Below are 24,214 nucleotides of genomic sequence, written 5' to 3'. Positions count from 1 at the left end.
TCACTGCGGCAGGTCCGCCGCGACCAGCAGCAGCCGGTCGATGACCCGGTCGGCCAGCATGAGCATCAGCCGCTCCTCGGCGTCGCGCTCGGCGGCCTGGGTGGCGGCGGTCGAGCCGGTGGTGGAATAGCCGGTGAAGGTAGAGGTGTCGCCGGAGGTCAGCGCCTCGTTCGTCACGGCGTCGCGCAGCGTGAAGTACGCGGTGCCGATCACCCGGATGCGGGTGGTGTTGCCGTCGGCGAGCGAGCCGTGCCCCGAGGTCTCGGTCCGCAACGAGGTGTCGAGCCGGTAGGGCGCGCCGGGCGCGGCGCGGCCGAGCCGTTCCTCGATCCGGCGGGTGTAGAGATAGGCGTCGGGCGAGTCGGGATCGGCAAAGGCGATCTGCCCGAGCAGCTTCTGCCCGCCGCCCTGAGGCCCGTAGGCCGGGGCAAAGCCACAGCCCGCGAGCGCCAAGGCGCCGCAGGCTACAAGCAGGGTTCTTCGATCAGGCGACCACATTGACGATCCGGCCAGGCACAACGATGAGCTTCTTCGGGGCGGCCCCTTCGAGGCTCCGCACCACAGCTTCGTGCGCGAGGACGAGTTTTTCAATCTCTTCCTTGGCCATGTCCTTGGGAACGGTGAGCTCGCCGCGGCGCTTGCCGTTGACCTGGATCGGCAGGGTGACGCTGTCCTCGACCAGCATCGCCTCGTCGGCCTTGGGCCAGGGCGCGTTGGCGATGAGCCCCTCGCCGCCGAGCAGATGCCAGATTTCCTCGGACAGGTGCGGGGTCATCGGCGACATCAGCTGCGCAAGAACCTTGGCCGCCTCCTTCTTGGCAGCAGCGCCCGCCTGCGATTTGCCGAGCACGGCGGTGAAGGCATAGAGCTTGGCGATGGCCGCGTTGAAGCCGAAGCTCTCGACGCCCATGGTCACGTCGTGGATCGCCTTGTGCATCTCGCGCAGCAGGGCGGCATCCTCGGCCCCGGCGGGGGCATCGGATGCGGCGATCTCGGCGGCGATGCGGTAGACCCGGGCGAGGTGCTTGGAGGCCGCTTCGGCACCCGACGCGGTCCATTCCACGTCACGCTCGGGCGGGCTGTCCGAGAGCACGAACCAGCGCGCGGTGTCGGCGCCGTACTGGCCGATGATCGCCACCGGATCGACGACGTTGTTCTTCGACTTGGACATCTTGGCCGAGGGGATGATCTCGACCTCGGTGCCGTCCTCGAGGAAGCCCTTGCCGTCCCTCAGCTCGACCGACTCGGGGTAGTGGTAGACCGGGCGGCCGTCGGCATTGCGCGTCTGGTAGATCGCGTGGGTCACCATGCCCTGGGTGAAGAGCGCCTTGAACGGCTCCTTGCTCTTTTCCGGCAGGTGGCCGGTGAGGTTCATCGCGCGAGCAAAGAAGCGCGAGTAGAGCAGGTGCAGGATCGCGTGTTCGATGCCGCCAATGTATTGGTCGACGTTCATCCAGTACTCGGCCTCGGCCATGTCCACCGGCGTCTCGGCCCGCGGCGAGGTGAAGCGGGCGAAATACCAGCTCGAGTCGACGAAGGTGTCCATCGTGTCGGTCTCGCGCCGCGCCGGGGCGCCGCAGGACGGGCAGGCGCAATCGCGCCACGACGGGTGGCGGTCGAGCGGGTTGCCGGGCACCGAGAAGTCGATCGCCTTGCCGTCCTCGTCGTAGGGCAGACTGATCGGCAGGTTTTCCTTCTTCTCGGGCACCACGCCGCAGGCCTCGCAATGGACCACGGGAATCGGGCAGCCCCAGTAGCGCTGGCGCGAGAGACCCCAGTCGCGCAGGCGGTACTTGGTCACGCCTTCGCCGATGCCGTTCTTCTCGCAGAAGTCGACGGCGGCGTTGACGCCCTCCTCACCGGTCTGCACTTCGGTCCCGGCGACGAGGCGGGTGTAGCGCACCTTTTCCGTCTTGGCAGGCACGAAGGGCTCCGCCTGGATGTCGATCTCGCCCTCGAGCGGGACAAAAGTCTCGACGATCGGCAGGCCGTATTTGCTGCAGAAGTCGTGGTCGCGCTGGTCGTGGCCCGGGCAGCCGAAGATCGCGCCCGTGCCGTAATCCATGAGGATGAAATTGGCGATGTAGACCGGCAGTTCCCAATTCGGATCGAACGGGTGACGGACCTTGAGCCCTGTGTCGAAGCCGCGCTTCTCGGCCTTTTCCAGCTCTTCTTCAGAGGTGCCCATGCGGCGGCACTCGGCAACGAAGGCGGCGAGCTCGGCGTTGTCCTTCTCGAGCTCTTTCGCGAGCGGGTGGTCGGGCGAGATGCCGACGAAGGAGGCGCCGTGCAGCGTGTCGGGGCGCGTGGTGTAGCACTCGATCTTCTCGAAACCGGCGGGGGCGGCGACGGTGTCAAAGGAGAACTGCAGGCCGCGCGAGCGGCCGATCCAGTTCGCCTGCATCAGCTTCACCTTGGCGGGCCAGTCATCGAGCGTATCCAACGCATCGAGCAGCTCGCCCGAGAAGTCCGAGATCTTGAAGAACCACTGGGTGAGTTCCTTGCGCTCGACCAGAGCGCCCGAGCGCCAGCCGCGGCCGTTCTCGACCTGCTCGTTGGCGAGCACGGTCATGTCGACCGGGTCCCAGTTCACCACGGCGTTCTTGCGGTAGACGAGGCCCTTGTCGAGCATGTCCAGGAAGAGCGCCTGCTGCTGGCCGTAATATTCCGGATCGCAGGTGGCGAACATGCGCGACCAGTCGAGCCCGAAGCCGAGCGGCTTCATCTGCGCGACCATCGTGTCGATGTTCGAATAGGTCCAGTCCTTGGGGTGCCCGCCCGAGGCCATGGCGGCGTTCTCGGCCGGCATGCCGAAGGCGTCAAAGCCCATCGGGTGCAGCACGTTGAAGCCGTTCTGCTTCTTGTAGCGGGCGATCACGTCGCCCATCGTGTAGTTCCGCACGTGGCCGATGTGGATACGGCCCGAGGGATAGGGGAACATCTCGAGCACGTAGTATTTCGGCTTATCGGCCGAGCGGGTGGCCTTGAAGGTCAGGGCGTCTTCCCAGGCGGCCTGCCATTTCGGCTCGATCGTGGCGGGGTCGTAGCGCGACATAATCTCTTGTCCCTCGGAGCGGATGGGTCTTGGCGGGTGATAGGGCAGCCCCCGCCGGACGTCCAGTGCCCGGTCTCCGACAGGAGGGGATGCAGGCGACATTTCCGCAACCTCGGCACCGCAATATTGCCGTGTCTTGCATTACTGTATTGGCCGAAGCCGACACGCATGAAACATTGACCGAATAGTCAAAAAAAGAATGTAGTCCGATGAAAGTCCTTTGTATCCACCAGAATTTCCCTGGGCAGTACAAGCATCTCGCCCCCGAACTCATCCGGCTCGGCCATGAGGTCACCGCGCTGACTCCCAAGGTCAAGGAGCCGACCACCTGGAACGGCGTGGAGGTGCTGCCCTACCAGATCCGCGGCAGCAGCACCCAGGGCATCCACCCCTATCTCACCGACTTCGAGACCAAGATCCTGCGCGGCGTGAGTTGCTGTAACGCGGCGCTTGCGCTGAAGACGCAGGGCTACAGGCCCGACGTGATTCTGGCGCACCACGGTTGGGGCGAGAGCCTGTTCCTCAAGGACGTGTGGCCCGAGGCCCGGCTCGGGCTTTACTGCGAGCTTTACCACCGGACCTCGCCCGACTTCCTGAGCTTCGATCCGGAGTTCGCCAAGGACCTGTCGCTGCGCGACGTCCAGCGGATCCGCATGAAGAACCTCAACAACCGCATGCACGAAGAGGTCATGGACGCCGGGATCAGCCCGACACGGTTCCAGGCGGGCACCTTTCCCGCGGCCTGGCAGGACCGGCTCACCGTCGCCCACGACGGCATCGACACCGATCTCGTCGCGCCGAGCCCCGACGCGCGGCTGACACTGGACGGCGGCGAGGTGCTGACCCGCGACGACGAGGTGATCACCTTCATCAACCGCAATCTCGAGCCCTACCGCGGCTATCATATCTTCATGCGCGCCCTGCCCGAGATCCTGCGCCGCCGCCCGAACGCCCGGATCGTCCTGATCGGCGGCGACGAGGTCAGCTACGGCGCGAGGGCCCCGGACAGCAAGAGCTGGAAGCAGATCTTCATCGATGAGGTGCGCGGACAGATCCCCGATGCGGACTGGGCGCGGGTGCATTTCCTTGGCCGGGTGCCCTACGGGCGGTACCTGTCGATGCTTCAGGTGAGCCGGGTGCACATCTACCTGACCTATCCCTTCGTGCTCAGCTGGTCGCTGCTCGAGGCGATGAGCGCGGGCTGCGCCATCCTTGCCAGCGACACCGCGCCGGTGCGCGAGGCGCTGACCGAGGATGAGACCGGCTGGATGGTCGGTTTCTTCGATCGCGGTGCGCTGATCGACCGGCTCTGCGCCCTGCTCGACGATCCGGCGACCCGCGCCCGGCTCGGCGCGGCGGCCCGTGCCCATGTGCAGGGAACCTATGACCTGCGCCGCCATTGCCTGCCGAAACACGTGGACTGGGTGACCCGCCTCGCCGCGCTGGAGCCGCGCCCGCCGCGCGACTGATCCGCCGCACCCGGAAACGACGAAGGCCCGGACAAGCGTCCGGGCCTTTTCATCTCGGTGGTCGCGATCCGCTGGGGATCAGATCCTGCTGTCGACGGCCCGCAGCTGCCGCGCGCGGGTCAGGATCGCGTCCTCGACCGCATGCACCGCCGAGGCGCTGGCCGGGCCGGAGCGGGTCTGCAGCGACACGTTCAGCGAGCGCGCGTCCAGCGCCGGGTCCGACACGAGGATCGTGGCGCGATAGGCGGTACCGCCGCCCGGGGGCGTGCCATAGCCGGTGGTGATCACCCCGGTGAAGGGATCGACGCTTTCCACCGGCAGGAAGTCGAGCACCTGCAGCGAGGCGGTCCAGATGTACTTGTTCACCGCGCCGACCTGGCCGGCGTCCGGCCTTGCCTTGAAAATGTCCCAAATGGTCGAGTCGGGCGCACCGCGACCATCGTAGATGTCGGCTTCCATGATCTCGTCGGCAGACCGGGTCTGCACTGGCTGGCGGGTCTCGTTCTGACTGCAGGCAGCCAGACCCGCCGCAACCGCGATCAGGGCGCCGGCTTTTGCAAACCGCTTATATTCCATGAAACCAAAGCTCCTGCCCGTCTGCTTCTTTGCTCCTGCATACTCGCCGGGACCGCGTATCACAAGTCGTCAATCCGGCGCTTGGACCGCACGCCGGACGCCGCCGACAGGACCGGCGGGAGCCCGCGGCGGCGGCCCGCAGGGCCCGTGATGTCTTTGTGGCAATTGGGCATCACTGGTTCGCTTCGTGGGCGCCTGACCCAGCGACGGGTTGCCAGAACGACCGGGCCGAGCGCATAGAAGTGGCCATCAAGGCCGGGCTACCCGGATTGGTACGTGCCTTAGAACACATGAGGGAAACAATGAAAAAGATTCTGTTTGCTTCCACCGCGCTGGTTGCAACCGCAGGCGTCGCCGCGGCAGAAGTTACGATCTCGGGCTACGCCGAGATGGGTATCTTCAACCCGAGCACCGAAGATGCTGAAACGCAGTTCTTCACCGACCTCGACGTCACCTTCACCATGTCCGGTGAAGCCGACAACGGCCTGGTCTTTGGTGCCACGATCGACCTCGACGAAGCTGCCGACAACAACAACCCGGGCCGCTTCGAGCGTCCGGAAGTCCAGGGCGGCGAGAATATGTTCGTGTCGTTTGGCGGCGCAACCCTGACCATGGGCGACACCGACGGCGCACTCGACGCGCGCGTTCCGGAGATGGCGCTGGCAGCAGGCTCGCTGGCAGACGACGAAACCGCGCACGCCGGCTTTAACCACATGGATGGTGTGTCGGACCTCGGCACCGTCACCGACACCATCGGCCTCAGCCTCGACGGCCTCGGCGACGGTCAGGTTGCACGCTTCGACTACGCCTACCAAGGCTTCATCTTCTCGGTGTCGGCTGAGCAGGTTGCTCAGGGCGCAGACGCTGAATACGCAGACGGCAGCGACCTCGGCGACACCATCTGGGCAGCCGGCGTCTCGTACGCAGGCGAGTTCTCGGGCGTCGACCTGACCGCAGGTCTGGGCTACCAAGACCTTGAAGACTTCGGTAACGTGACCTCGCTCGCAGTGACCGGTGGCTTCACCAACGGTCTGTCGCTGGGTGCAACCTACTCGACCGCAGACTTCGACGTTCTCAGCGACGACGTCGAGCACTACGGCGTTGCCGTGGGCTACGCCATCAACGCCTTCGAAATCGGCGTGAACTGGGGTACCTACGAAGCTGGCAGCGACTCGACCGAAGGCTACGGCCTGGCAGCCTCCTACGACCTGGGCGGCGGTCTCGTTGCTCAGCTCGGCTACGGTCACTCGGAATACGACGTCGCAGACATCGACACGGACGACAACACCTGGTCGCTCGGCCTGGCAATGTCCTTCTAATCTCTCCTGAGATTAGTCTGATAGGGAAGAGCGGGCTTCGGCCCGCTCTTTTCTTTTGCGCCTGCAACGGGCAGAACGGGCGCAGCGCATCTAAAGACGAGACATCCCCATGCTGCCACTCTCGGCCGCGCGTACGGCCAGCCTGCTGAACTCGGTCCGCCCCGCCCTCGCCAAGGGCAAACTCGGCGAGGCCCGCGCAGCGCTGGAACAGGTGCTGGCCATGGAGCCACGCCGCGGCGATCTCGCCTTCCAACTGGCTCAAATCTGCTATCAGCAGGGCGACCGCGACGCCTGTCTCACCCATCTCGATCGGGCCGTCGAGCTTGCGCCCGATCAGCCTCAGGTCACCGCCCTCGCCATTGCGCGCTACCGCGCCCTCGGCCGTCCCGAGCAGGCGCTCGCAGCCTATGACCGGCAGATCGCGGCTGACCCCAAGGCGATCAAGCCGCGTGCCGACAAGGCGCATTACCTGCAGCTTCTGGGCCGCTTCGACGAGGCCGAGAAGCTCTTTCGCGCGCTGATCAAGCGCCACCCGAACGAGCCCGAGCTCTACCGCATCTTCCTCGCCGCAAAGAAGCTCGCCGCCGGCGATCCGCTGCTGCGCGCCATGGAAAAGCTCTGGGCCCGACGCGATCTTTCGGACCGCCAGCGCATGCACCTCGGTTTCGCGCTGGCCAAGGTGATGGAGGAGACCGGGCAGACGGCAAAGGTCTTCCCCTATCTCACCAGCGCCAACGCCCTGCAGCGCAAGGCCGCGCCTTTCGACAGCGCCGCGCAGGCGCGCGAGTTCGACACCGTGCGCCGCGCACAGATGGGGCTGGTCTCTGCCCCGGCCCTTGAACCGCCCCCCGCCCTGCGCCCGATCTTCGTCACCGGCATGCCGCGCTCGGGCACCACGCTGGTCGAGCGCATCCTCGGCGCCCATCCCGATGTCTCGGCGGGCGGCGAGTTGGGCCACGCGCTGAAGCTTGCCTACGGCTATTTCGGCGCTGGCGCGCAGATGCGCCCCATCGCACAGGAACCGCCCGAGCGGGTGGCTGCCTTTGCCGCGCAATACATGCGCCTCGCCGCCCGCGACACCGGGCGCAACCAAGGGGCGATCACCGACAAATCGATCCTCTGCCACCTGATCTTCGGCCTCCTGGACCATGCGTTGCCCGGCGCGAAGATCATCGTGGTGCACCGTGACCCGCGCGATATCGCCCTGTCGATCTACAAGAACCACTTCGTGACGGGCACTCATCGCTACGCCAACGACCTGTCCGAGATTGCAACGGCCATCAAGCGCTTCCGCGCCAATGTGGCGCATTGGAAAGAAGCCCTGCCCGGCCGCCTGCACGAGATCCGCTACGAGGCGCTGGTCGCTGACCCCGAGCCCCAGGCCCGCGCCCTTGTCGCGGCGGCCGGGCTCGACTGGGATCCCGCCTGCCTTGACACGCAGGCGGCGCAGGGCGCGGTGAAGACGCTCAGCGTCAGCCAGGCCCGCCAGCCGATCTACCGCGGCTCGGCGCAGGCGTGGAAGAAATTCGAAACCGAACTGGCGCCTTTCATCGAGGCCTGGGGAGAGGAACCATGGGACTGAACGACATCAAGGCGCGCATTGCCAAGGCCGAGAAGAAGGCGGGCCGCGCGCCCGGCTCGGCACAGCTGATCGCGGTCAGCAAGGTACAGCCGAACGAACGCGTCGAGGCGGTGCTTGAGGAAGGCCACCGGCTCTTTGGCGAGAACAAGGTGCAGGAAGCTGCCGGCAAGTGGCCGGCCTTCCAGGAGCGCTTCCCCGACGCCGAGGTGCATCTCATCGGCCCGCTGCAGAGCAACAAGGCGCGGCAGGCGATGCAGCTCTTTTCGGCGATCCACTCGCTCGACCGCCCGAAGCTCGCCACCACCCTGGCGCGGCTGGCGCAGGAGGTGGGGCACTGTCCCGATCTCTTCGTGCAGGTCAACACCGGCGAGGAAGAGCAGAAGGCCGGCATCCTTCCCGCCGAGGCCGACGCCTTCATCAAGGAGGTGCGCGGACTCGACCTGCCGCTCAGGGGGCTGATGTGCATCCCCCCCGTGGACGAGACTCCCAGCCTGCACTTCGCCCTGCTGGCGAAGATCGCGGAGCGCAACGGGCTGGACGGGCTGTCGATGGGCATGAGCTCGGACTTCGAGCAGGCCATCGCCTTCGGCGCCACCCATGTGCGCGTCGGTTCGGCGATCTTCGGCGAGCGCGACAACGGCTGAGCCCCGGCCCCGGCACCCCTTCTTCTGGCCGGGAACGTTCCCGGGGCGAAGCGCGCAGCGCCAAAGGGGGGAGGCGCTTTTGGGGGCCTTCCCCTCCCCCACGCGCAGGATAGAGTGCCCAGATGGCAATCCCGGTCGAGACCTTCTTTCTGCGCCCCGGCGATCAGGGCACGCTGCAGGCACGGATCCAGCAGATGGTGGCCGAGGGCGTGCTCTCGGGCAGGTTTAGGCGCGGCGAGAAGATGCCCTCCACCCGGCGGCTGGCGGCGCATCTCGGGGTCAGCCGGATCACCGTCTCGCTGGCCTATACCGAGCTGCAGGCCTCGGACTACCTCGCCTCGCGTGACCGTTCGGGCTATTACATCTCCGAAGGCGCCCCGGAGCCGCCGGACTTTCCCGAGACGCCGCGGGCCGAGCGGGTCGACTGGCAGCGTGCCATGGGGCGGCGCTTCGCGGCGGGGGCGGTGCCCGTGCGACCGTCCGACTGGGCCAGCTATCGATTCCCTTTCATCTACGGCCAAGCCGATCCGAAGCTCTTTGATCACGCCAACTGGCGACTTTGCGCGGTGCAGGCGCTGGGGGCACGCGACTTCGGCGCGCTGACCCAGGATTATTACGACCGGGACGATCCGCAGCTGGTGGAGTTCCTTGCCCGCCAGACCCTGCCCCGGCGCGGCATCCAGGCCAGGCCCGAGGAGATCCTGATCACCCTTGGCGCGCAGAACGCGCTCTGGCTGGCAAGCCAGATCCTGCTCTCGCCGGGGCGGCGGGCGGCGGTGGAGGACCCCTGCTACCCGGCGCTGCGGGTGCTGCTTGGTCAGACCGGCTGCGCGCTCTCGGCCGTTGCCGTCGACGCGCAGGGTCTGCCGCCCGAGGCGGTGCCCGACGGCGCCGACGTGATCTTCACCACTCCCAGCCACCAGTGTCCGAGCGGCGCCACCCTGCCGCTGGAGCGACGGCGCGCGCTGCTGGACCGGGCCCGCGCGCTCGAAGCGGTGATCGTCGAGGATGACTACGAGTTCGAGATGGCCTACCTGCAGCCACCCACCCCGGCGCTGAAGAGCCTCGATGGCGACGGCCGGGTCGTCTACGTCGGCAGCTTCTCGAAGTCGCTCTTTCCGGGGCTGCGGCTCGGCTATCTCGTCGGCGCCGAGCCCTTCATCCGCGAGGCACGCGCCCTGCGCGCCTCGGTGCTGCGCCACCCGCCGGGGCACATCCAGCGCACCGCTGCCCATTTTCTGAGCCTCGGCCACTACGACAGCCTGGTCCGGCGAATCGGCCGCGCGCTTGGGCAGCGGCGGCAAGTGATGGAGGCCGAGATCGCTCGCAATGGGCTGGAGGTGGCAGGCGTCGCGGCGCACGGCGGCTCGTCGTTCTGGATGCGCGCCCCCGAGGACGTCGATACCGCCGAGCTTTGCGCGACGTTGCAGCGCGAAAGCGTGCTGATCGAGCCCGGTGCGCCCTTCTTCCAGCGGGGAGACGGGCCGCGGAATTTCTACCGCCTCGGCTACAGTTCCATCCCCTCGGAGCGCATCGCCGAGGGGCTGCAGCACATCGCACAGGCGCTTGCACGTCCCCGCAGTCGAGGCTAGGGCTTTGCCCCATGCGGACCATCCGGGATTACCAGTCAACCGAGCGTCGCGACCGCGGCGCCAGCGTCGCCATCGGCAATTTCGATGGCGTGCACATCGGTCATCGCGCGGTGATCGAGCTGGCCCGTGAAAAGGCCGGAGGCGCCCCTTTCGGCGTGCTGACCTTCGAGCCGCATCCGCGTGAGTTCTTCGCCCCCGATGCCCCGCCCTTCCGGCTGATGTCCGCCAAGGCGCGCGCCTCGCGGCTGGAAAAGCTGGGCGTCGAGCGGCTCTACGAGCTGCCCTTCGACGCCGCGCTGGCCGCGCTCACGCCCGAGCAGTTCGCCCGCGACGTGCTGGTGGACGGGCTTGGCCTCAGCCATGTGGTGGTCGGCGCCGACTTCTGTTTCGGCAAGGGCCGCGCGGGCCGGGTCGCGGACCTGCAGCGCTTCGGCGAAGACATGGGCTTCGGCGTCACTGTGGCCGAGCTCCTTGGCACCGCAGGCGGCGAGATCAGCTCGACCGCGATCCGCCGGGCGCTGTCGGAGGGCGATCCGCGCGCGGCCAAGGCGCAACTCGGCCACTGGCACCGGATCGAGGGCGAGGTGGTCGGCGGCCACCAGCTTGGCCGGACCCTCGGTTATCCCACCGCCAACATGAGCATCGACGGGCTGCACCCGCCGCGCTACGGCGTCTATGCCGTGCTGGTGGACGTGCTGACCGGCCCGCACAAAGGCAGCTACCACGGCGTCGCCTCGCTGGGCGTACGCCCGATGTTCGGCGAGAACAGCGCCAACCTTGAAACCTTCCTCTTCGATTTCTCCGGCGATCTCTACGGCGCGGTTCTGTCGGTCGGGCTGGTCGAGTTCCTCCGCCCCGAGATGAAGTTCGACGGGCTCGAGGCTCTGATCTCCCAGATGGACTGCGACAGCGCCGAGGCCCGCCGTATTCTGGACGCCCTATGACCGACCACATCGACCGCAAGGGGCTCACCCCGCGCTTCTGGGAAAAGAAGCCGCTCTCCAAGCTCAATGACAAGGAGTGGGAGGCGCTCTGCGACGGCTGCGGCAAGTGCTGCCTCAACAAGCTCGAGGACGAGGAAACCGGCGAGGTCGCGCTGACCTGCGTGTCCTGCCGCCTGCTCGACGACGAGTCCTGCCTCTGCTCCAACTACGAGATCCGGCACCAGTTCGTGCCGGAATGCATTGTCCTGCGCCCCGACAATATCGACGAACACGCCTACTGGATGCCCGAGACCTGCGCCTATCGGCTGCTGTGGCAGGGCAAGCCGCTCTTCGACTGGCACCCGCTGATCTCGGGCGACCCCGAGAGCGTCCATGCCGCCGGCGTGTCCATGCGTGGCCGCACCGTGCCCGAGTTCGAGGTCGGCGAGGACGACTGGGAAGATTACATTATCGAGGAGCCCACCTGATGTTCTTTGCCTCCGACAATTCCGGCCCTATCCCTCCGCAGGTGCTCGAGGCGCTGACCCGCGCCAACGAGGGCCACACCTCGGGCTACGGGTCGGACGCGCTGTCTGTGCAGGTGGCGGAGCGCATCCGCGATCTCTTCGAGGCTCCCGAGGCGGCGGTCTACCTGGTACCCACCGGCACCGCGGCGAATTCGCTGGCGCTGGCAACGCTCTGCCCGCCCTATGGCACGGTCTTCTGTTCGCCGGTGGCCCACATCCACGAGGACGAGTGCAACGCGCCCGAGTTCTACTCCGGCGGGGCCAAGCTGACGCTGGTCAAGGGCGGCGACCGCATGACCCCCGAGGCGCTGCGCGCGGCGATCGAGGGCGAAGGCAACCGCGGCGTGCACGGGCCGAAGCGCGGCCCGGTGTCGATCACCCAGCTCACCGAGAAGGGCAACTACTATACGATCGACGAACTGCGTGCGCTGACCGCCGTGGCCCGTGAGTACGGCCTGCCGGTGCACCTCGACGGCGCGCGCTTTGCCAATGCCGCGGTGAAGCTCGGCGCCACCCCGGCCGAAATGAGCTGGAAGTCCGGCGTCGACATCTGCGTCTTCGGCGGCACCAAGAACGGGCTGATGGGCGTCGAGGCGGTGGTGATCTTCGATCCCGCCAAGGCCGAGGAATTCGAGTATCGCCGCAAGCGCGGCGCGCATCTCTTCTCCAAGCACCGCTATCTGGCGGCGCAGATGGACGCCTACCTCGCGGGGGACCTCTGGAAAGAGCTGGCGGAGAAGGCCAATGCGCGCTGCGATCAGCTGCTGCAGGGTCTCAAGGGGCTGGGGCTGACGGTGCACAACGACACCCATGCCAACATGATCTTCTTCGAGATGCCGCGCGCGGCGCACCGCAAGGTGCTGGAGGCCGGGGCGGTCTACTACCCGTCGGGCGATCTCGAGGGCGACGATGCCGAGCTGCTCACCGGCCGGCTGGTCTGCGACTGGTCGCTGCAACCCGCGGATGTGAGCGCTTTCCTCGACCTGCTGCGCGACGCTGCCTGACCCCGGCGCGGTCGAAATTCCTTAGAAGACATCGGCAAGAGCCTTCCAAGGCTCTTGCCCTTCAGTTCATCTGGAAGTGCAGCTCGTAGCTTCCGTCGACAAAGGCACCGAAGAGGTCGGGAATGTCCGGGTGTTCGACCGGCTCGCCGGAATAATCTGCGACCAGGTTCTGCTCCGACACGTAGGCCACGTAGAAGCTCTGCTCGTTCTCGGCCAGCAGGTGGTAGAACGGTTGCTCACGGCGCGGGCGCGACTCCTCGGGAATGGCCTCATACCACTCCTCGGTATTGCTGAACTCTGGGTCGACATCGAAGACCACGCCGCGGAACGGGTGCTTGCGATGGCGGACGACCTGGCCCAGATGATATTTCGCGCGCGCTGTGTGCATGTTCACCTCTGAGAACAATTTTTGACATTTTTGCGGCAATAAGTCCAATGCCTTGCCGGGCATCGGAGGAAACACACTGTGAACACCGGGCCGACAGTATGGCAGAGATCCGCCGACCCGAGGTGAAGGAATTGTGATTCCAACGCGGGTGGCTTTGCGGTAAAATCCCTGTCAACAAAAGGCAAAAAGACTTCCAGAAGAGCAGAAAAAAGCGAGAGGCAGATGAGCAGATGGCTTCGCGCGGCGACGCTGGTGTTGTTGGCCGCGTCCTGCGGAGGCGGCGGTGCAGGCCGCGCCCCGAACAATCTAGAAGACGCATGCGCCATCATACGTGAGCGACCCCAGTATATCCGCGCGTTCCGCGACGCGGAGCGCAAATGGGGTGTGCCGGTGCATGTGCAGATGGCGACGATCTATCAGGAAAGCAAATTCATCTCGGACGCGCGGACCCCGTTCCGCTATGCGCTCGGGGTGATTCCCTATGGCCGGCAAAGCTCGGCCTTCGGGTACAGCCAGGCGCTGGACGGCACCTGGGACGAATACCTCAAGGAAACCGGCCGCTGGCGCGCCGACCGCGACGACATCCGCGACGCGACGGATTTCATGGGCTGGTACATGGCCGGCAGCCGCGATCGGCTGGGAATCAGTCTGCGCGACGCACGCAACCAATACCTTGCCTATCACGAGGGCCGGGGCGGCTTCTCGCGCGGGACCTACAACAGCAAGTCCTGGCTGCTGCGCGTGGCCGAAGATGTGGGCAACCGCGCCGTGGTCTACGAGGTGCAGCTGGCCAATTGCCGGCAGGCGCGCCGCTGGTGAGCCAGCGCCAAGGAAACGCGAAAGGCCGGGCACTGCGCCCGGCCTTCTGCGTCTTGGCGATGATGCGGGCCGCGCGGGGCCGCCTTATTTCACCCGATTCACGTCGAAGACGGAGTTCGGCAGCTGCGCATTGCTCAGCGCACCAAGCACGACGGTGGTCTTGGCGCCATTGCCATCGGTGATCACCCATTGCCGCAGCTGCACCGGGTTCGCGGTGAACTTCATCTGGATCGAGCCGCGATCCGGATGCTGCGGATCCTGCGCGGTCACCGTGGTGGCGGTGCCGTCATATCCGTGACCGGTCACCATGCCGGCGCGGCCGAGGTTGACGTTGCGGTCGAGGATGATCGACAGCGGGGTCTGGCTCAGCGGGTAGGTTTCGGGCTGCCCGCCAAGCTTCTTGTCAAAGACATAGACCGCCCCCGCCCAGGCCAGCACGAGCGCCTGGTCCGGCGGATTGTACTCGAAGCGCACCTTGCCCGGGCGCTTGATCGAGATCGTGCCGGTCGAGATCGAGCCGTCGCCGTTGATCTGGGTGAACTGTCCTTTCGCGGACTGGATCGAGTTCAGGTACTGGGACACCTCGCCCAGCGAGAGCTTCTGCGCCGCCGCCGGCAGCGTGGTGAGCACCAGCGCCGTGAGCGCGGCGATGAGAGTGCGGATCATTCTTCAGGTCCTTCTGGCCGTGGTCTGCCCGATTGTCGCACGCCGCGGCGCGGCTATGCGATATCACGCAGGCGTTGAAGCCTATCTAGGGCTTGCGGCGGGGCGATCAAAGCCCCCGCCTCGGCCCGGCGGCGCAGCTCCGCGCAAGACGGGGGACTCCGGCCCCGCCCTGCGGGCGCTTCCCGGGGGTAGGCACACATAGAAGAAGAGGCCCGGGAGCGCGCGCTCCAGGGCCTCTTCTCATTTCAGATACGCAGGTCCCTGAGGGGCCACAGGCGTGGCGCCGGCAGAGCGCTCACTGCTCGGGGACGAGGATCTCGCGCTTGCCGACGTGGTTGGCCGACGAGACGACGCCCTCGTCCTCCATCTGCTCCACCAGACGCGCGGCCTTGTTGTAGCCGATGCCGAGCTTGCGCTGGATGTAGGACGTCGAGCACTTGCGGTCCTTGACGACGATGGCCACCGCCTGGTCGTAGAGCGCATCCTCGCCGTCGGTGTTGCCACCGGTGTTGAGACCCAGCACCGCGTCGATATTCTCGGCCTTCTCGTCGTCCGGGCCCTGCACCACGCCGTTGACGTATTCGGGCGGGCCGAAGGCCTTGAGGTGGTTCACCACCTCCTCGACCTCTTCGTCGCTCACAAAAGGACCGTGGCAGCGGGTGATCCGCGCGCCGCCAGCCATGTAGAGCATGTCGCCCATGCCCAGCAGCTGCTCGGCACCCATCTCGCCGAGGATGGTGCGGCTGTCGATTTTCGAGGTCACCTGGAAGGAGATCCGGGTGGGGAAGTTGGCCTTGATCGTGCCGGTGATCACGTCCACCGAGGGGCGCTGCGTGGCCATGATCAGGTGGATGCCCGAGGCACGGGCCATCTGCGCGAGGCGCTGGATGCAGGCCTCGATCTCCTTGCCCGCAACCATCATCAGGTCGGCCATCTCGTCGACGATGACGACGATGTAGGGCATCTTGCGCGGCTCGAACTCCTCGGTCTCGAACACCGGCTCGCCGGTCTCGTCGTCGAAGCCGGTCTGGACGGTGCGCTTGAACATCTCGCCCTTCTTCAGTGCCTCGGCGACGCGCCCGTTGTAGCCGTCGATGTTGCGCACGCCCATCTTCGACATCTTGCGGTAGCGGTCTTCCATCTCGCCCACCACCCACTTGAGCGCCACGACGGCCTTCTTGGGATCGGTGACGACGGGGCTCAGCAGGTGCGGGATGCCGTCGTAGACGGAAAGTTCCAGCATCTTGGGATCGATCATCACCAGCCGCAGGTCCTCGGGGGTGAGCTTGTAGAGCAGCGACAGGATCATCGTGTTGATCGCCACCGACTTGCCCGAGCCGGTGGTGCCGGCGATCAGCAGGTGCGGCATCTTGGCGAGGTTCGCCACGACCGGATCGCCGCCGATGTCCTTGCCAAGCGCCAGCGGCAGGCGCTGGGTGCCGTTGTCGTAGTCGCGGCTCGACAGGATCTCGCGGAACGAGACCATCTCGCGCTTGTCGTTGGGAAGTTCGATGCCGATCACCGAGCGGCCCGGCACGGTCGAGACCCGCGCCGAAAGCGCCGACATCGAGCGCGCGATGTCGTCGGCGAGGCCGATGACACGGCTGGCCTTGAGGCCCGGCGCGGGCTCGAGCTCGTACATGGTGACCACGGGGCCGGGGCGGACCGAGACGATCTCGCCCTTCACGCCGTAGTCGTCGAGCACCGATTCCAGCATCCGCGCGTTCTCTTCCAGCGCCTCATCCGAGAGTACGTGACGCTCGATGTTCTCTGCGCTGGCCAAGAGGTGCAGCGGCGGCAACTCGTAGTCGATGGTGTTCTCGGTGAAATGCAGCGCCGGCTGTGCCTCGGCCTGGGCGCGGCGCGAGGGCTGCATCGGTTTGGGCTCGGGTTTCTGCACCACTTTGCGGGGCTGGGCGACCGGAATCTCCGGGCGTGAGGCGCCATCGCTGGACCAGCTCTGGACGTAATCCTCCTCGTCGCCCTCCTCGTCGAGGTCGTAGTCGCGGGACGCGGCCTCCACGTAGGCATCGCCGTAGCCATCGTCATCGCCGTCGGAGGTGAAATCGTCCGAATAGTCGTCCTCGGCGAAATCTTCCTCGGCAAGCGGCTGCGCGGCGTAGCGATCCTCGGCGCGGGGCCGGGCCGCCGGAACGGGCTGCGCGCCATAGGCCGCAGAGGCCTCGTCGCCGTAATCGTCAAAGTCACGGTAGTCATCGAAGCCCTGCGCGCCTGCACCGGCCTCTGCCAGAGCGTCATAGGGATCCTCTGCGTGGGTGAAGGGCGCGGGCCCCGAGGTCTGGGCATAGCCCTGCCGCGCGGCGAGGTGCTCGGGCGCCGGCGGCACGGCCCGCGAGGCGGAGAGCGGCGGCTCGGGCGGCAGCTCCTGTGCCGCATGCGCGGCGGTCAGCGGCGGCTCGGCGCGCAAGAGCTGCGTCGGCTTGTAGATCAGCGGCGCCGGGCCACGGCCACGGCCCTTGGTCAGCGGCTTGCTAGGGTCCTCGGTGCGGCTCGAACTGCCGAAGGAGGGCATGGAGGGACGCCGGCGGCTCTTCACCGCGTGGGCGATCTTGGCGCGGATCCGGTCCTCGCCATTGTCGGGTTCGATCGGCAAGAGCTCGACCTCATCGTCATAATAGGGTTCGGGATCCGGCTCGACCCGGCGGGTGATGCGGGCCAGAAGGCCCGGCTTCTTCACCGGCTCGGGTGCCGGGCGCGGGGTGGGTGCTGGGGCGGGCGCCGGTGCGGCGGCCTGCTCCCATGCCTGCATCTGCGCGTAGGCATAGGCATCGTCCTCGTCGAGCAGCTCGGGCTCTTCGGGTTCCAGCTCGAGCGGCGGCGGGGCGGCTCGGCGCACCCGCGAGACCGGGCGCGGCGCCTGCACCGGTGGCTCGGGATCATAGTCTTGCGGGTCGTAGTCCTGCGCGTAGTCCTGCGCCTGCTCGGTGTCGCCATAGCGCGTGGCGGCCCAGGCCTCGGCCTCGGCGGCTTCCTCGGCGCGGCGGGCGCGGCGGTCGGAATGGGCGGCCTGCGCCTTGTGCGCGGCGGCCATGGCGCCGCCGGCCCCACGGCCCAGCAGGTTCAGCAGCGAGGCATAGGACATGATCAGCCCGACCAGCAGGAACCGCGCAACGTTCTGCAATTCAAACTTGGTGAAGCCCAGAACGAACGCCCCCAGCGCAAGCAGGCCCGCGCCCAGAAGCACGGTCAGCAGCTTCAGCCCGAAGCCCGCGCTCAGCGGCAGGATGCCAAGCGCCGTGCCCATCATCATGTCCCCGAAAAGCCCGCCGAGCCCGAAGCTGTGGGTCCATTCCGGGCCGGTGGTGAGCCCGGCGGCATAGACCGAGGCCAGCGCGATCCAGATCGGCGCGAAGACGACGCGCGAGAGCGCGCGGTCGTCACCGCGGTGCAGGGCGAAGCGCACGCCCCAGACCAGCAGCACCAGCGCGATCCCCCAGCTGCCGAGGCCGACGATCATGAAAAGCGGCGCGGCGATCGAGGCGCCGAGCCGGCCGAGCCAGTTCTGCACCGGCGCGTCGGTGGCCGAGAGCCACGACGGATCGTCCGGCGTGTAGGACCCGATCATCGCCGCCGCCAGAAGGCCGAGAACGATCAGGGCGATGCCGCCGAGCTCCCTGCCCCGCTTCTCGATCGCGGCCTGCATGTTGCTGTCGAAGAGCGGGTCACGCCCTTTCACCTGATATGCCATCGCTCGCCTCGTCGTTTTTTCTTATTGCCCGTACAGGCAGTCCCGGATTCGGGTCAGCCCGCGCTCGGTTTCCTCGCGGGGGGCCACCAGTGCCACGCGCAGGAACCCCTTCCCCGGATTTCCCGCCTCGGTGTCACGCGACAGATACGCGCCCGGCAGCACGCGCACGCCGGTCTCTTTCCAGAGCTTCAACGCCGCGGCCTCGCCATCCTCGACCGGCAGCCAGAGGAAGAACCCTGCCTGCGGCGGCATGTAGCCCGGCACGTTGCCGAAGATGCGGTCCGCCAGCTCGAACTTCTCGAGATAGAGGGCGCGGTTCTCTTCCACATGCGTCTCGTCGGCCCAGGCCCGCTCGGACACGCGCTGCACGGGCAAGGGCAGCGGCGCGCCGGCAAAGGACCGGTGCTGCTTGATCCGGCGCAGGCTCTCGGGCCCGCCCGCCACGAATCCCGAGCGCAGCCCGGGCAGGTTCGAGCGCTTCGACAGCGAGTGGAAGATCACCACCCGCTCGGGATCGGCGCCCATCTCGCTCGCCACCTGCAGCGCGCCCATTGGGGCCTCGCCGCGATAGATCTCGGAGTAGCACTCATCCGCGAGGATCTGGAAATCATGTTTCTCGCCAAGCGCGATCAGCGTCTTCCAGTAGCCTTGGTCGGCCACGGCGCCCTGCGGGTTGGCGGGCGAGCAAAGGTAGACCAGCGCAGTGCGGGCGAGAACGTCCTCGGGCAGACCCGCGATGTCGGGCAGATGGCCGGTCGCCTCGGTCGCGTTCACATAGACCGGCTCGGCGCCAACCGAGAGGCCGGCCACCGCATAGACCTGGTAGAAGGGGTTTGGCATCACCACCAGCGGTTGCTGGCCGTTCTTGGTCTCCGGGCAGAGCGCCATGGCGGCATTGTAGAGCCCCTCGCGGGTGCCGTTCACCGTGCTCACCTGCGTGTCGGGATCGACCGTCACGCCGTAGCGGCGGGCGATCCACGCGGCGATGGTGGCGCGCAGTTCCGGTGTGCCCTCGTTGGGCGGGTATTTGCCGAACTCATGAACCGACTCGGCCAGCACCTCGCCGACGAACGCCGGGAAGGCGTGCTTCGGCTCGCCGATGGTCATGTGGATGACCTCGCCGCCGGGCTCTAAGGAATCGAGCAACGCCCGCAGGCGCGGAAACGCGTAAGCCGGAAGGTTCGAAAACCGTTCGGGGAACATGCCAATACTGCCTCTGTAAGTCGGGATCGTAAGCGCCCCGTTTGCGCCAGAGGATACGCAAGGCAACGGGCTTCGTCTACCGCAACTCCACGCGGCGCGGGGGGCGTGGCAGAAATGTCGCAGCGCCGCAAAATTTTTGGCGCGCGGCGGGGCCAGGGAGAATTCCAATGTCACCCCGGCGACTTAGCGCGGCCCTGCCGTGACGGAGGTCAGACGCGAAGGGGGCGAATCCCACCGCTCGCCACGCCGGGCAGCGGGCCCGGCGCGGGCTTTGACGGGCCCTTCCCGCCTCAGGCGAAATACGCGCGCAGCATCCGGGTATAGATCGCCTTGAGCTGGGTGATCTGCGCCACTTCGACGTTCTCGTCGACCTGGTGCAGCGTCTTGCCGACGAGGCCGAATTCGACCACCGGGCAGTGGTGCCGCACGAAGCGCGCGTCCGAAGTGCCCCCCGTGGTCGAGAGCACCGGGGTGCGGCCGGTCTCAGCCTCGACCGATTTCGCCACCAGGTCCGAGAGCGGCCCCGGCGGGGTCAGGAAGGCCTCCCCCGAGATCTTGATCTTCAGCTCCGTGCGGGTGCCGAACTCGGCATCGACCTTGGCCGTCTCGGCGCGCAGCCAGTCCGAGAGCGAGGCGCCGCTGTGGGTGTCGTTGAAGCGGATGTTGAGGGTGGCGCGGGTTTGCGCCGGCACGACGTTGGTTGCCGGGTTGCCGGTGTCGATGGTCACCACCGCCAGCGTCGAGGGGTCGAAATGATCGGTGCCCTCGTCGAGCACGTGGCTCGAGAGCCGGTCCATCAGCCGCGCCATGGCCGGCATCGGGTTGAGCGCGCGGTGCAGGTAGGCCGAATGGCCCTGCTTGCCGGTCATGGTGAAATGCGCGTTCATCGAGCCGCGGCGGCCGATCTTCATCATGTCGCCCATCTCTTCGGGGCAGGTCGGCTCGCCGACGATGCAGATCGACATCTTCTCGCCCTCGGCCTCCATGTAGTCGAGCAGAGCCGTGGTGCCATCCAGCGCGTCCCCCTCCTCGTCGCCGGTGATGGTCAGGACGATGGCGCCCTCGGGCGGGGTCTCTTTCACGAAGTCCACCGCCGCGGCGGCGAAGGCGGCGACGCCCGACTTCATGTCGGTCGCGCCGCGCCCGTACATGATGCCGTCTTTCACCTCGGCGCCGAAGGGATCGACGGTCCAGGCGGCGAGATCGCCCACCGGCACAACGTCAGTGTGACCGTTGAAACCGAAGGTGCTGGCGTGGCCCTTCTCGCCCCAGCGGGCGAAGAGGTTGGACACCCCGCCCCGATCGACCCGGGTGCAGGCAAACCCCGCCGCTTCCAGCAGGCCCTGCAGCAACACCAGCGCGCCGCCCTCCTCGGGGGTAACCGACGGGCAACGGATGAGGTCGGCGGTAAGCTGAACGGGATCGGTGGTCATGAGCGCATCTCCGGGCGTGGTTTGCCCTTGGCTACCGCGCGGCGCGCGCGCGTGCAAATGCGATGGCGGCGGCGAAGAGAAGAAGGGGGCTCTGCCCCCGCCGCCTGCGTCGGCTCCCCCTGAATATTTATGTCCAGGCGAAGAGGCGGGCGCGGCGGCAAACCCGGCGGTTGCCGCAGTGGTGAGCCCACGAGAGAATCGCGATGACGCTGCCAGCCGCCCATGCTACGGCTGCAGCATGAGCAAATTGCCTTCGAAAGCCGAGATCCTCGACTGGATCACGGCGCACCCGACCCAGACCGCGAAACGCGACATCGCCAAGTCCTTTGGCATCAAGGGCGCTGCGCGGATTGACCTCAAGCGCATCCTCAAGGAGCTCGAGGCCGAGGGGCACCTGGAGAAACGCCACAAGACCTACCGTGACCCGGACCGGCTGCCGCCGGTCTCGGTGCTGCAGGTCAGGGCGCCGGACGAGAATGGTGATCTTTTCGCGCAGCCACTGGAATGGCACGGCGAGGGCGTCGAGCCGATCGTGCTGCTGGTCCTGCGCGCCTCCGACCCAGCGCTCGGCGAGGGCGACCGCATCCTTGCCAAGCTGCAGGTGGTGCACGAGGCCGACCACAACTACGAGGCGCGGCTCATTCGCAAGATCGGTGTCAGCCCGCGCAAGATCGTCGGCATCTTCCGCAAGGGCCCCGAGGGCGGGCGCATCGTGCCGATCGACAAGGGCGCCGACAAGGAATGGCTGGTGGCCCCCGACGCCATGGGCGGCGCCAAGGATGGCGAGCTGGTCGAGGCCGAGCAGGCCGGGCCGCGCGCCTCGCGCATGGGGCTGCCGAAGGCGCGCATCGTGATGCGGCTTGGCGATCCCTCGGAACCCAAGGCGGTCTCGCTCATCGCCATCCACCAGCACGGCATTCCCGACGACTTCCCGGCCAAGGTGCTGGAAGAGGCCGACCGGATGAAGCCCGCGGGCCTCAAGGGCCGCACCGACCTGCGCGAGCTGCCGCTGGTGACCATCGACCCCGCCGACGCGCGCGACCATGACGACGCATGCTTCGCCGAGCCCGACACGGATCCGAAGAACCCCGGCGGCCATGTCATCTGGGTCGCCATCGCCGACGTGGCGCATTACGTGCTGCCGGGCTCGCAGCTCGACCGCGAGGCCAAGAAGCGCGGCAACTCCAGCTACTTCCCCGACCGCGTCGTGCCGATGCTGCCCGACCGGCTGTCGGGTGACCTGTGCTCGCTGCACGAGGGCGTGCCGCGCGCCTGCATCGCCGTGCGCATGGTGATCGACGCCGAGGGCAACAAGCGCTCGCATGAGTTCCAGCGCGGGTTGATGCGCTCGCCCGCCTCGCTGAACTACGCCGAAGTGCAGGCGGCGATGGACGGCCAGCCCAACGACAAGACCGGGCCGCTTCTGGAGGATGTGATCCGCCCGCTCTACGCAGCCTACAACGCGCTGCGCGCCGCGCGAGAACGGCGCCAGCCGCTCGACCTCGAGCTGCCCGAGCGCAAGATCGTTCTGGCCGAGGATGGCACCGTGGCGTCGGTCAACTTCGTCGACCGGCTCGACGCGCACAAGTTGATCGAGGAGTTCATGATCCTCGCCAACGTGGCGGCAGCGGAGACGCTGATCGCCAAGCGCACACCGCTGCTCTTCCGCGTGCACGAGGAGCCGCCGGTCGAGAAGCTCGAGGCGCTGCGCGAGACCGCGCTGGCCTCGGGGCTGACGCTGGCCAAGGGGCAGGTGCTGAAGACCGCGCATCTCAACAAGCTGCTGCACGACGCGGCGGGGCGCGAGGACGCGGAGCTGATCAACCTCGCCACGCTGCGTTCGATGACGCAGGCCTATTACAACCCCGAGAACTTCGGCCACTTCGGCCTGGCGCTGCGCAACTACGCGCATTTCACCTCGCCGATCCGCCGCTATTCGGACCTCATCGTGCACCGCGGCCTCATCACCGCGCACGGTTGGGGCGACGACGGGCTGAGCCAGGAGGACATCGAGCGCCTGCAGCAGACTGCCGAGCACATCTCGGACACCGAGCGGCGCTCGATGATGGCCGAGCGCGACACCACCGACCGCTACCTTGCGGCCTACCTGTCGGAGCGTGTCGGCGCGGAATTCGGCGGGCGGATCAGCGGCATCGCAAAGTTCGGGGTCTTCGTGAAGCTCGACGAGAGCGGTGCCGACGGGCTGGTGCCGATCCGCAACCTCGGCAACGAGTTCTTCCACTTCGACCGCGACGCGGGCACGCTGATGGGCGCCGACACCGGTACGCTGATCACGCTGGGCCTGCGGGTGCGGGTGAAGCTGGTAGACGTGACACCGGTGACCGGCGGCATCGGGCTCGAGCTGCTCGAACTGGCGGGCGAGGCGGTCGAGGCCCCGCGCCACCGCAAGCCCGCGGGCTACGGGCGGTTCAAGAAGACGCCGGGCGGCAAGGGCGGGCCGAAAGGCAAGGGTGGCAAGGGCAAGGGACCCGCACGCCGCAAGGACGTGCAGGCCCGCGCCAAGGACGCCAAGACCGCCCGCAAGGTCAGCCGGACACGTAAATCCGATCGTTGAGCGGCGCGTAGAGCGTCTCTCGACCGCGCGCGACGTAGTCCATCAGCGACTGCCGCGCGCGGAGCGCCCGGCGCAGCGCTGTCTCGCCGGGCAGCCGGTCGATCATGCTCAGTACCGGCAGCACAGAGGCATCGGCCGCCGAGGGCCGCGCGCCGAAGAGCCACGGCCCCTCGCCCAGCACGGCGACCAGCGCATCGAGGTCCATTTCCGCCAGCGTGCAGCGGTCCTCCTCCGAGTAGCGCGCGATCCCCTGCCACGTCATGCCCTGCCGCTGGCTTTCCTGCACCTTGGCCTCGAGCCCGTCGGGCATGTCCTTGAACACATGCGGGAAGAACTGCGGCCAGACGCGGGCGTCGAGCCAGCGATCGTGCACCAGCTGCAACCGCAGGCTGTCCTCGGCCAGGCGCATCACCGCATGGGCCATGCCGCGCGCGGCACCGTCGAAGCCGGGGAAGACGTCCGCCCCCTGCGCCTCCAGCCAAGTCTGGATGAGCGCGCTGTCGGGCACCACGCCCTGCGGCGTCTCCAGGACCGGCAACTTGCCATAGGGCCCCTCGGGTATCCGCAGGAATCGCGGCTGCCAGTCGAGGCCGGACATTTCCAGCAGGATCATCGCCTTCACGCAGAAGGGACTGTTGGACGGCTCGCCGAGCGCGGGCGGTAGAGAAATCAGGGTCAGCATGGAATGGGTCCTTTTCGGGACTTGGAGGGAAGGAAGTGCCGGCGCCTC

General features: G+C 67.3%; 19 protein-coding genes. 10 read left to right on the top strand and 9 right to left on the bottom strand.

The genetic code is table 11. From position 1 onward, the window contains the following. Both lptE and leuS read right to left on the bottom strand, forming a co-directional pair. On the bottom strand, positions 1 to 498 hold the full coding sequence (gene lptE, locus G0D83_RS31560; protein ID WP_164198649.1) for an LPS assembly lipoprotein LptE: 498 nt from the start codon (positions 496 to 498) through the stop codon (positions 1 to 3). Next, positions 485 to 3,055, bottom strand: coding sequence for a leucine--tRNA ligase (leuS, locus tag G0D83_RS31555; RefSeq protein ID WP_164198648.1), 2,571 nt, complete (start codon positions 3,053 to 3,055; stop codon positions 485 to 487). The genes lptE and leuS overlap by 14 nt, the downstream gene beginning before the upstream one ends. A gap of 209 nt (positions 3,056 to 3,264) precedes the next feature. Between leuS and G0D83_RS31550 the strand changes: the two genes are divergently transcribed. Next, on the top strand, positions 3,265 to 4,524 hold the full coding sequence (locus G0D83_RS31550) for a glycosyltransferase (protein ID WP_164198647.1): 1,260 nt from the start codon (positions 3,265 to 3,267) through the stop codon (positions 4,522 to 4,524). Between the two features lie 78 nt (positions 4,525 to 4,602). Here the strand turns inward: G0D83_RS31550 and G0D83_RS31545 are convergent, their stop codons facing one another. Further along, positions 4,603 to 4,983 carry a DUF3576 domain-containing protein gene (locus G0D83_RS31545; RefSeq protein ID WP_164198696.1) on the bottom strand — a complete coding sequence of 127 codons (381 nt, stop codon included), beginning with the start codon at positions 4,981 to 4,983 and terminating at the stop codon, positions 4,603 to 4,605. A gap of 419 nt (positions 4,984 to 5,402) precedes the next feature. Between G0D83_RS31545 and G0D83_RS31540 the strand changes: the two genes are divergently transcribed. From G0D83_RS31540 to G0D83_RS31510, 7 genes are all read left to right on the top strand, one after another. Then, on the top strand, positions 5,403 to 6,419 hold the full coding sequence (locus tag G0D83_RS31540) for a porin (RefSeq protein ID WP_164198646.1): 1,017 nt from the start codon (positions 5,403 to 5,405) through the stop codon (positions 6,417 to 6,419). Positions 6,420 to 6,528: 109 nt separating this feature from the next. Next, positions 6,529 to 8,001 carry a sulfotransferase gene (locus G0D83_RS31535; protein ID WP_164198645.1) on the top strand — a complete coding sequence of 491 codons (1,473 nt, stop codon included), beginning with the start codon at positions 6,529 to 6,531 and terminating at the stop codon, positions 7,999 to 8,001. After that, positions 7,992 to 8,645, top strand: a complete 654-nt coding sequence (locus G0D83_RS31530; protein WP_164198644.1) for a YggS family pyridoxal phosphate-dependent enzyme — start codon at positions 7,992 to 7,994, stop codon at positions 8,643 to 8,645. Before G0D83_RS31535 ends, G0D83_RS31530 begins: the two co-directional genes overlap by 10 nt. Before the next feature lie 122 nt (positions 8,646 to 8,767). After that, positions 8,768 to 10,237 carry a PLP-dependent aminotransferase family protein gene (locus G0D83_RS31525; RefSeq protein WP_164198643.1) on the top strand — a complete coding sequence of 490 codons (1,470 nt, stop codon included), beginning with the start codon at positions 8,768 to 8,770 and terminating at the stop codon, positions 10,235 to 10,237. 11 nt (positions 10,238 to 10,248) lie between these two features. After that, positions 10,249 to 11,181 (top strand): bifunctional riboflavin kinase/FAD synthetase, encoded by a 933-nt coding sequence (locus tag G0D83_RS31520; RefSeq protein ID WP_164198642.1) that lies wholly within the window; start codon positions 10,249 to 10,251, stop codon positions 11,179 to 11,181. Beyond that, a complete protein-coding gene (locus G0D83_RS31515) occupies positions 11,178 to 11,648 on the top strand; it encodes a YcgN family cysteine cluster protein (RefSeq protein WP_164198641.1) in 471 nt (156 codons plus the stop codon). The genes G0D83_RS31520 and G0D83_RS31515 overlap by 4 nt, the downstream gene beginning before the upstream one ends. Then, entirely contained in the window at positions 11,648 to 12,691 is a 1,044-nt protein-coding gene (locus G0D83_RS31510) for a low specificity L-threonine aldolase (protein WP_164198640.1), read from the top strand. Before G0D83_RS31515 ends, G0D83_RS31510 begins: the two co-directional genes overlap by 1 nt. A 61-nt stretch (positions 12,692 to 12,752) precedes the next feature. Here the strand turns inward: G0D83_RS31510 and hspQ are convergent, their stop codons facing one another. Then, positions 12,753 to 13,079, bottom strand: coding sequence for a heat shock protein HspQ (gene hspQ, locus G0D83_RS31505; RefSeq protein ID WP_108967822.1), 327 nt, complete (start codon positions 13,077 to 13,079; stop codon positions 12,753 to 12,755). A gap of 222 nt (positions 13,080 to 13,301) precedes the next feature. On the opposite strand from hspQ, the gene G0D83_RS31500 reads away from it, so the two are divergent. Next, complete coding sequence (locus G0D83_RS31500; RefSeq protein ID WP_164198639.1) at positions 13,302 to 13,898, top strand: lytic transglycosylase; 597 nt, start codon at positions 13,302 to 13,304, stop codon at positions 13,896 to 13,898. A gap of 84 nt (positions 13,899 to 13,982) precedes the next feature. Here G0D83_RS31500 and G0D83_RS31495 read toward each other — a convergent pair whose 3' ends face one another. The 4 genes from G0D83_RS31495 to dapE all read right to left on the bottom strand — a co-directional run bounded on the left by G0D83_RS31495 (position 13,983) and on the right by dapE (position 20,909). Continuing rightward, a complete protein-coding gene (locus tag G0D83_RS31495) occupies positions 13,983 to 14,564 on the bottom strand; it encodes an outer membrane lipoprotein carrier protein LolA (protein ID WP_108967302.1) in 582 nt (193 codons plus the stop codon). A gap of 295 nt (positions 14,565 to 14,859) precedes the next feature. Continuing rightward, positions 14,860 to 18,273 (bottom strand): DNA translocase FtsK, encoded by a 3,414-nt coding sequence (locus G0D83_RS31490; protein ID WP_164198638.1) that lies wholly within the window; start codon positions 18,271 to 18,273, stop codon positions 14,860 to 14,862. Positions 18,274 to 18,294: 21 nt separating this feature from the next. After that, positions 18,295 to 19,476, bottom strand: a complete 1,182-nt coding sequence (locus G0D83_RS31485) for an aminotransferase class I/II-fold pyridoxal phosphate-dependent enzyme (RefSeq protein WP_164198637.1) — start codon at positions 19,474 to 19,476, stop codon at positions 18,295 to 18,297. A gap of 290 nt (positions 19,477 to 19,766) precedes the next feature. Then, positions 19,767 to 20,909 carry a succinyl-diaminopimelate desuccinylase gene (gene dapE / locus G0D83_RS31480; protein ID WP_164198636.1) on the bottom strand — a complete coding sequence of 381 codons (1,143 nt, stop codon included), beginning with the start codon at positions 20,907 to 20,909 and terminating at the stop codon, positions 19,767 to 19,769. Between the two features lie 238 nt (positions 20,910 to 21,147). Between dapE and rnr the strand changes: the two genes are divergently transcribed. Next, complete coding sequence (gene rnr / locus G0D83_RS31475; RefSeq protein ID WP_164198635.1) at positions 21,148 to 23,484, top strand: ribonuclease R; 2,337 nt, start codon at positions 21,148 to 21,150, stop codon at positions 23,482 to 23,484. Here rnr and G0D83_RS31470 read toward each other — a convergent pair. Beyond that, positions 23,456 to 24,166, bottom strand: a complete 711-nt coding sequence (locus G0D83_RS31470) for a glutathione S-transferase family protein (RefSeq protein ID WP_164198634.1) — start codon at positions 24,164 to 24,166, stop codon at positions 23,456 to 23,458. The two genes, rnr and G0D83_RS31470, sit on opposite strands and share 29 nt — an antisense overlap. Positions 24,167 to 24,214: the final 48 nt, after the last annotated feature.

Origin of the sequence: Salipiger sp. PrR003, assembly GCF_010500785.1 — a bacterium.
In the GTDB taxonomy this organism is placed as follows: domain Bacteria; phylum Pseudomonadota; class Alphaproteobacteria; order Rhodobacterales; family Rhodobacteraceae; genus Salipiger; species Salipiger pacificus_A.
The sequence above is the reverse complement of the archived record's forward strand: the minus strand, read 5'-3'. Positions and strand labels throughout refer to the sequence as shown.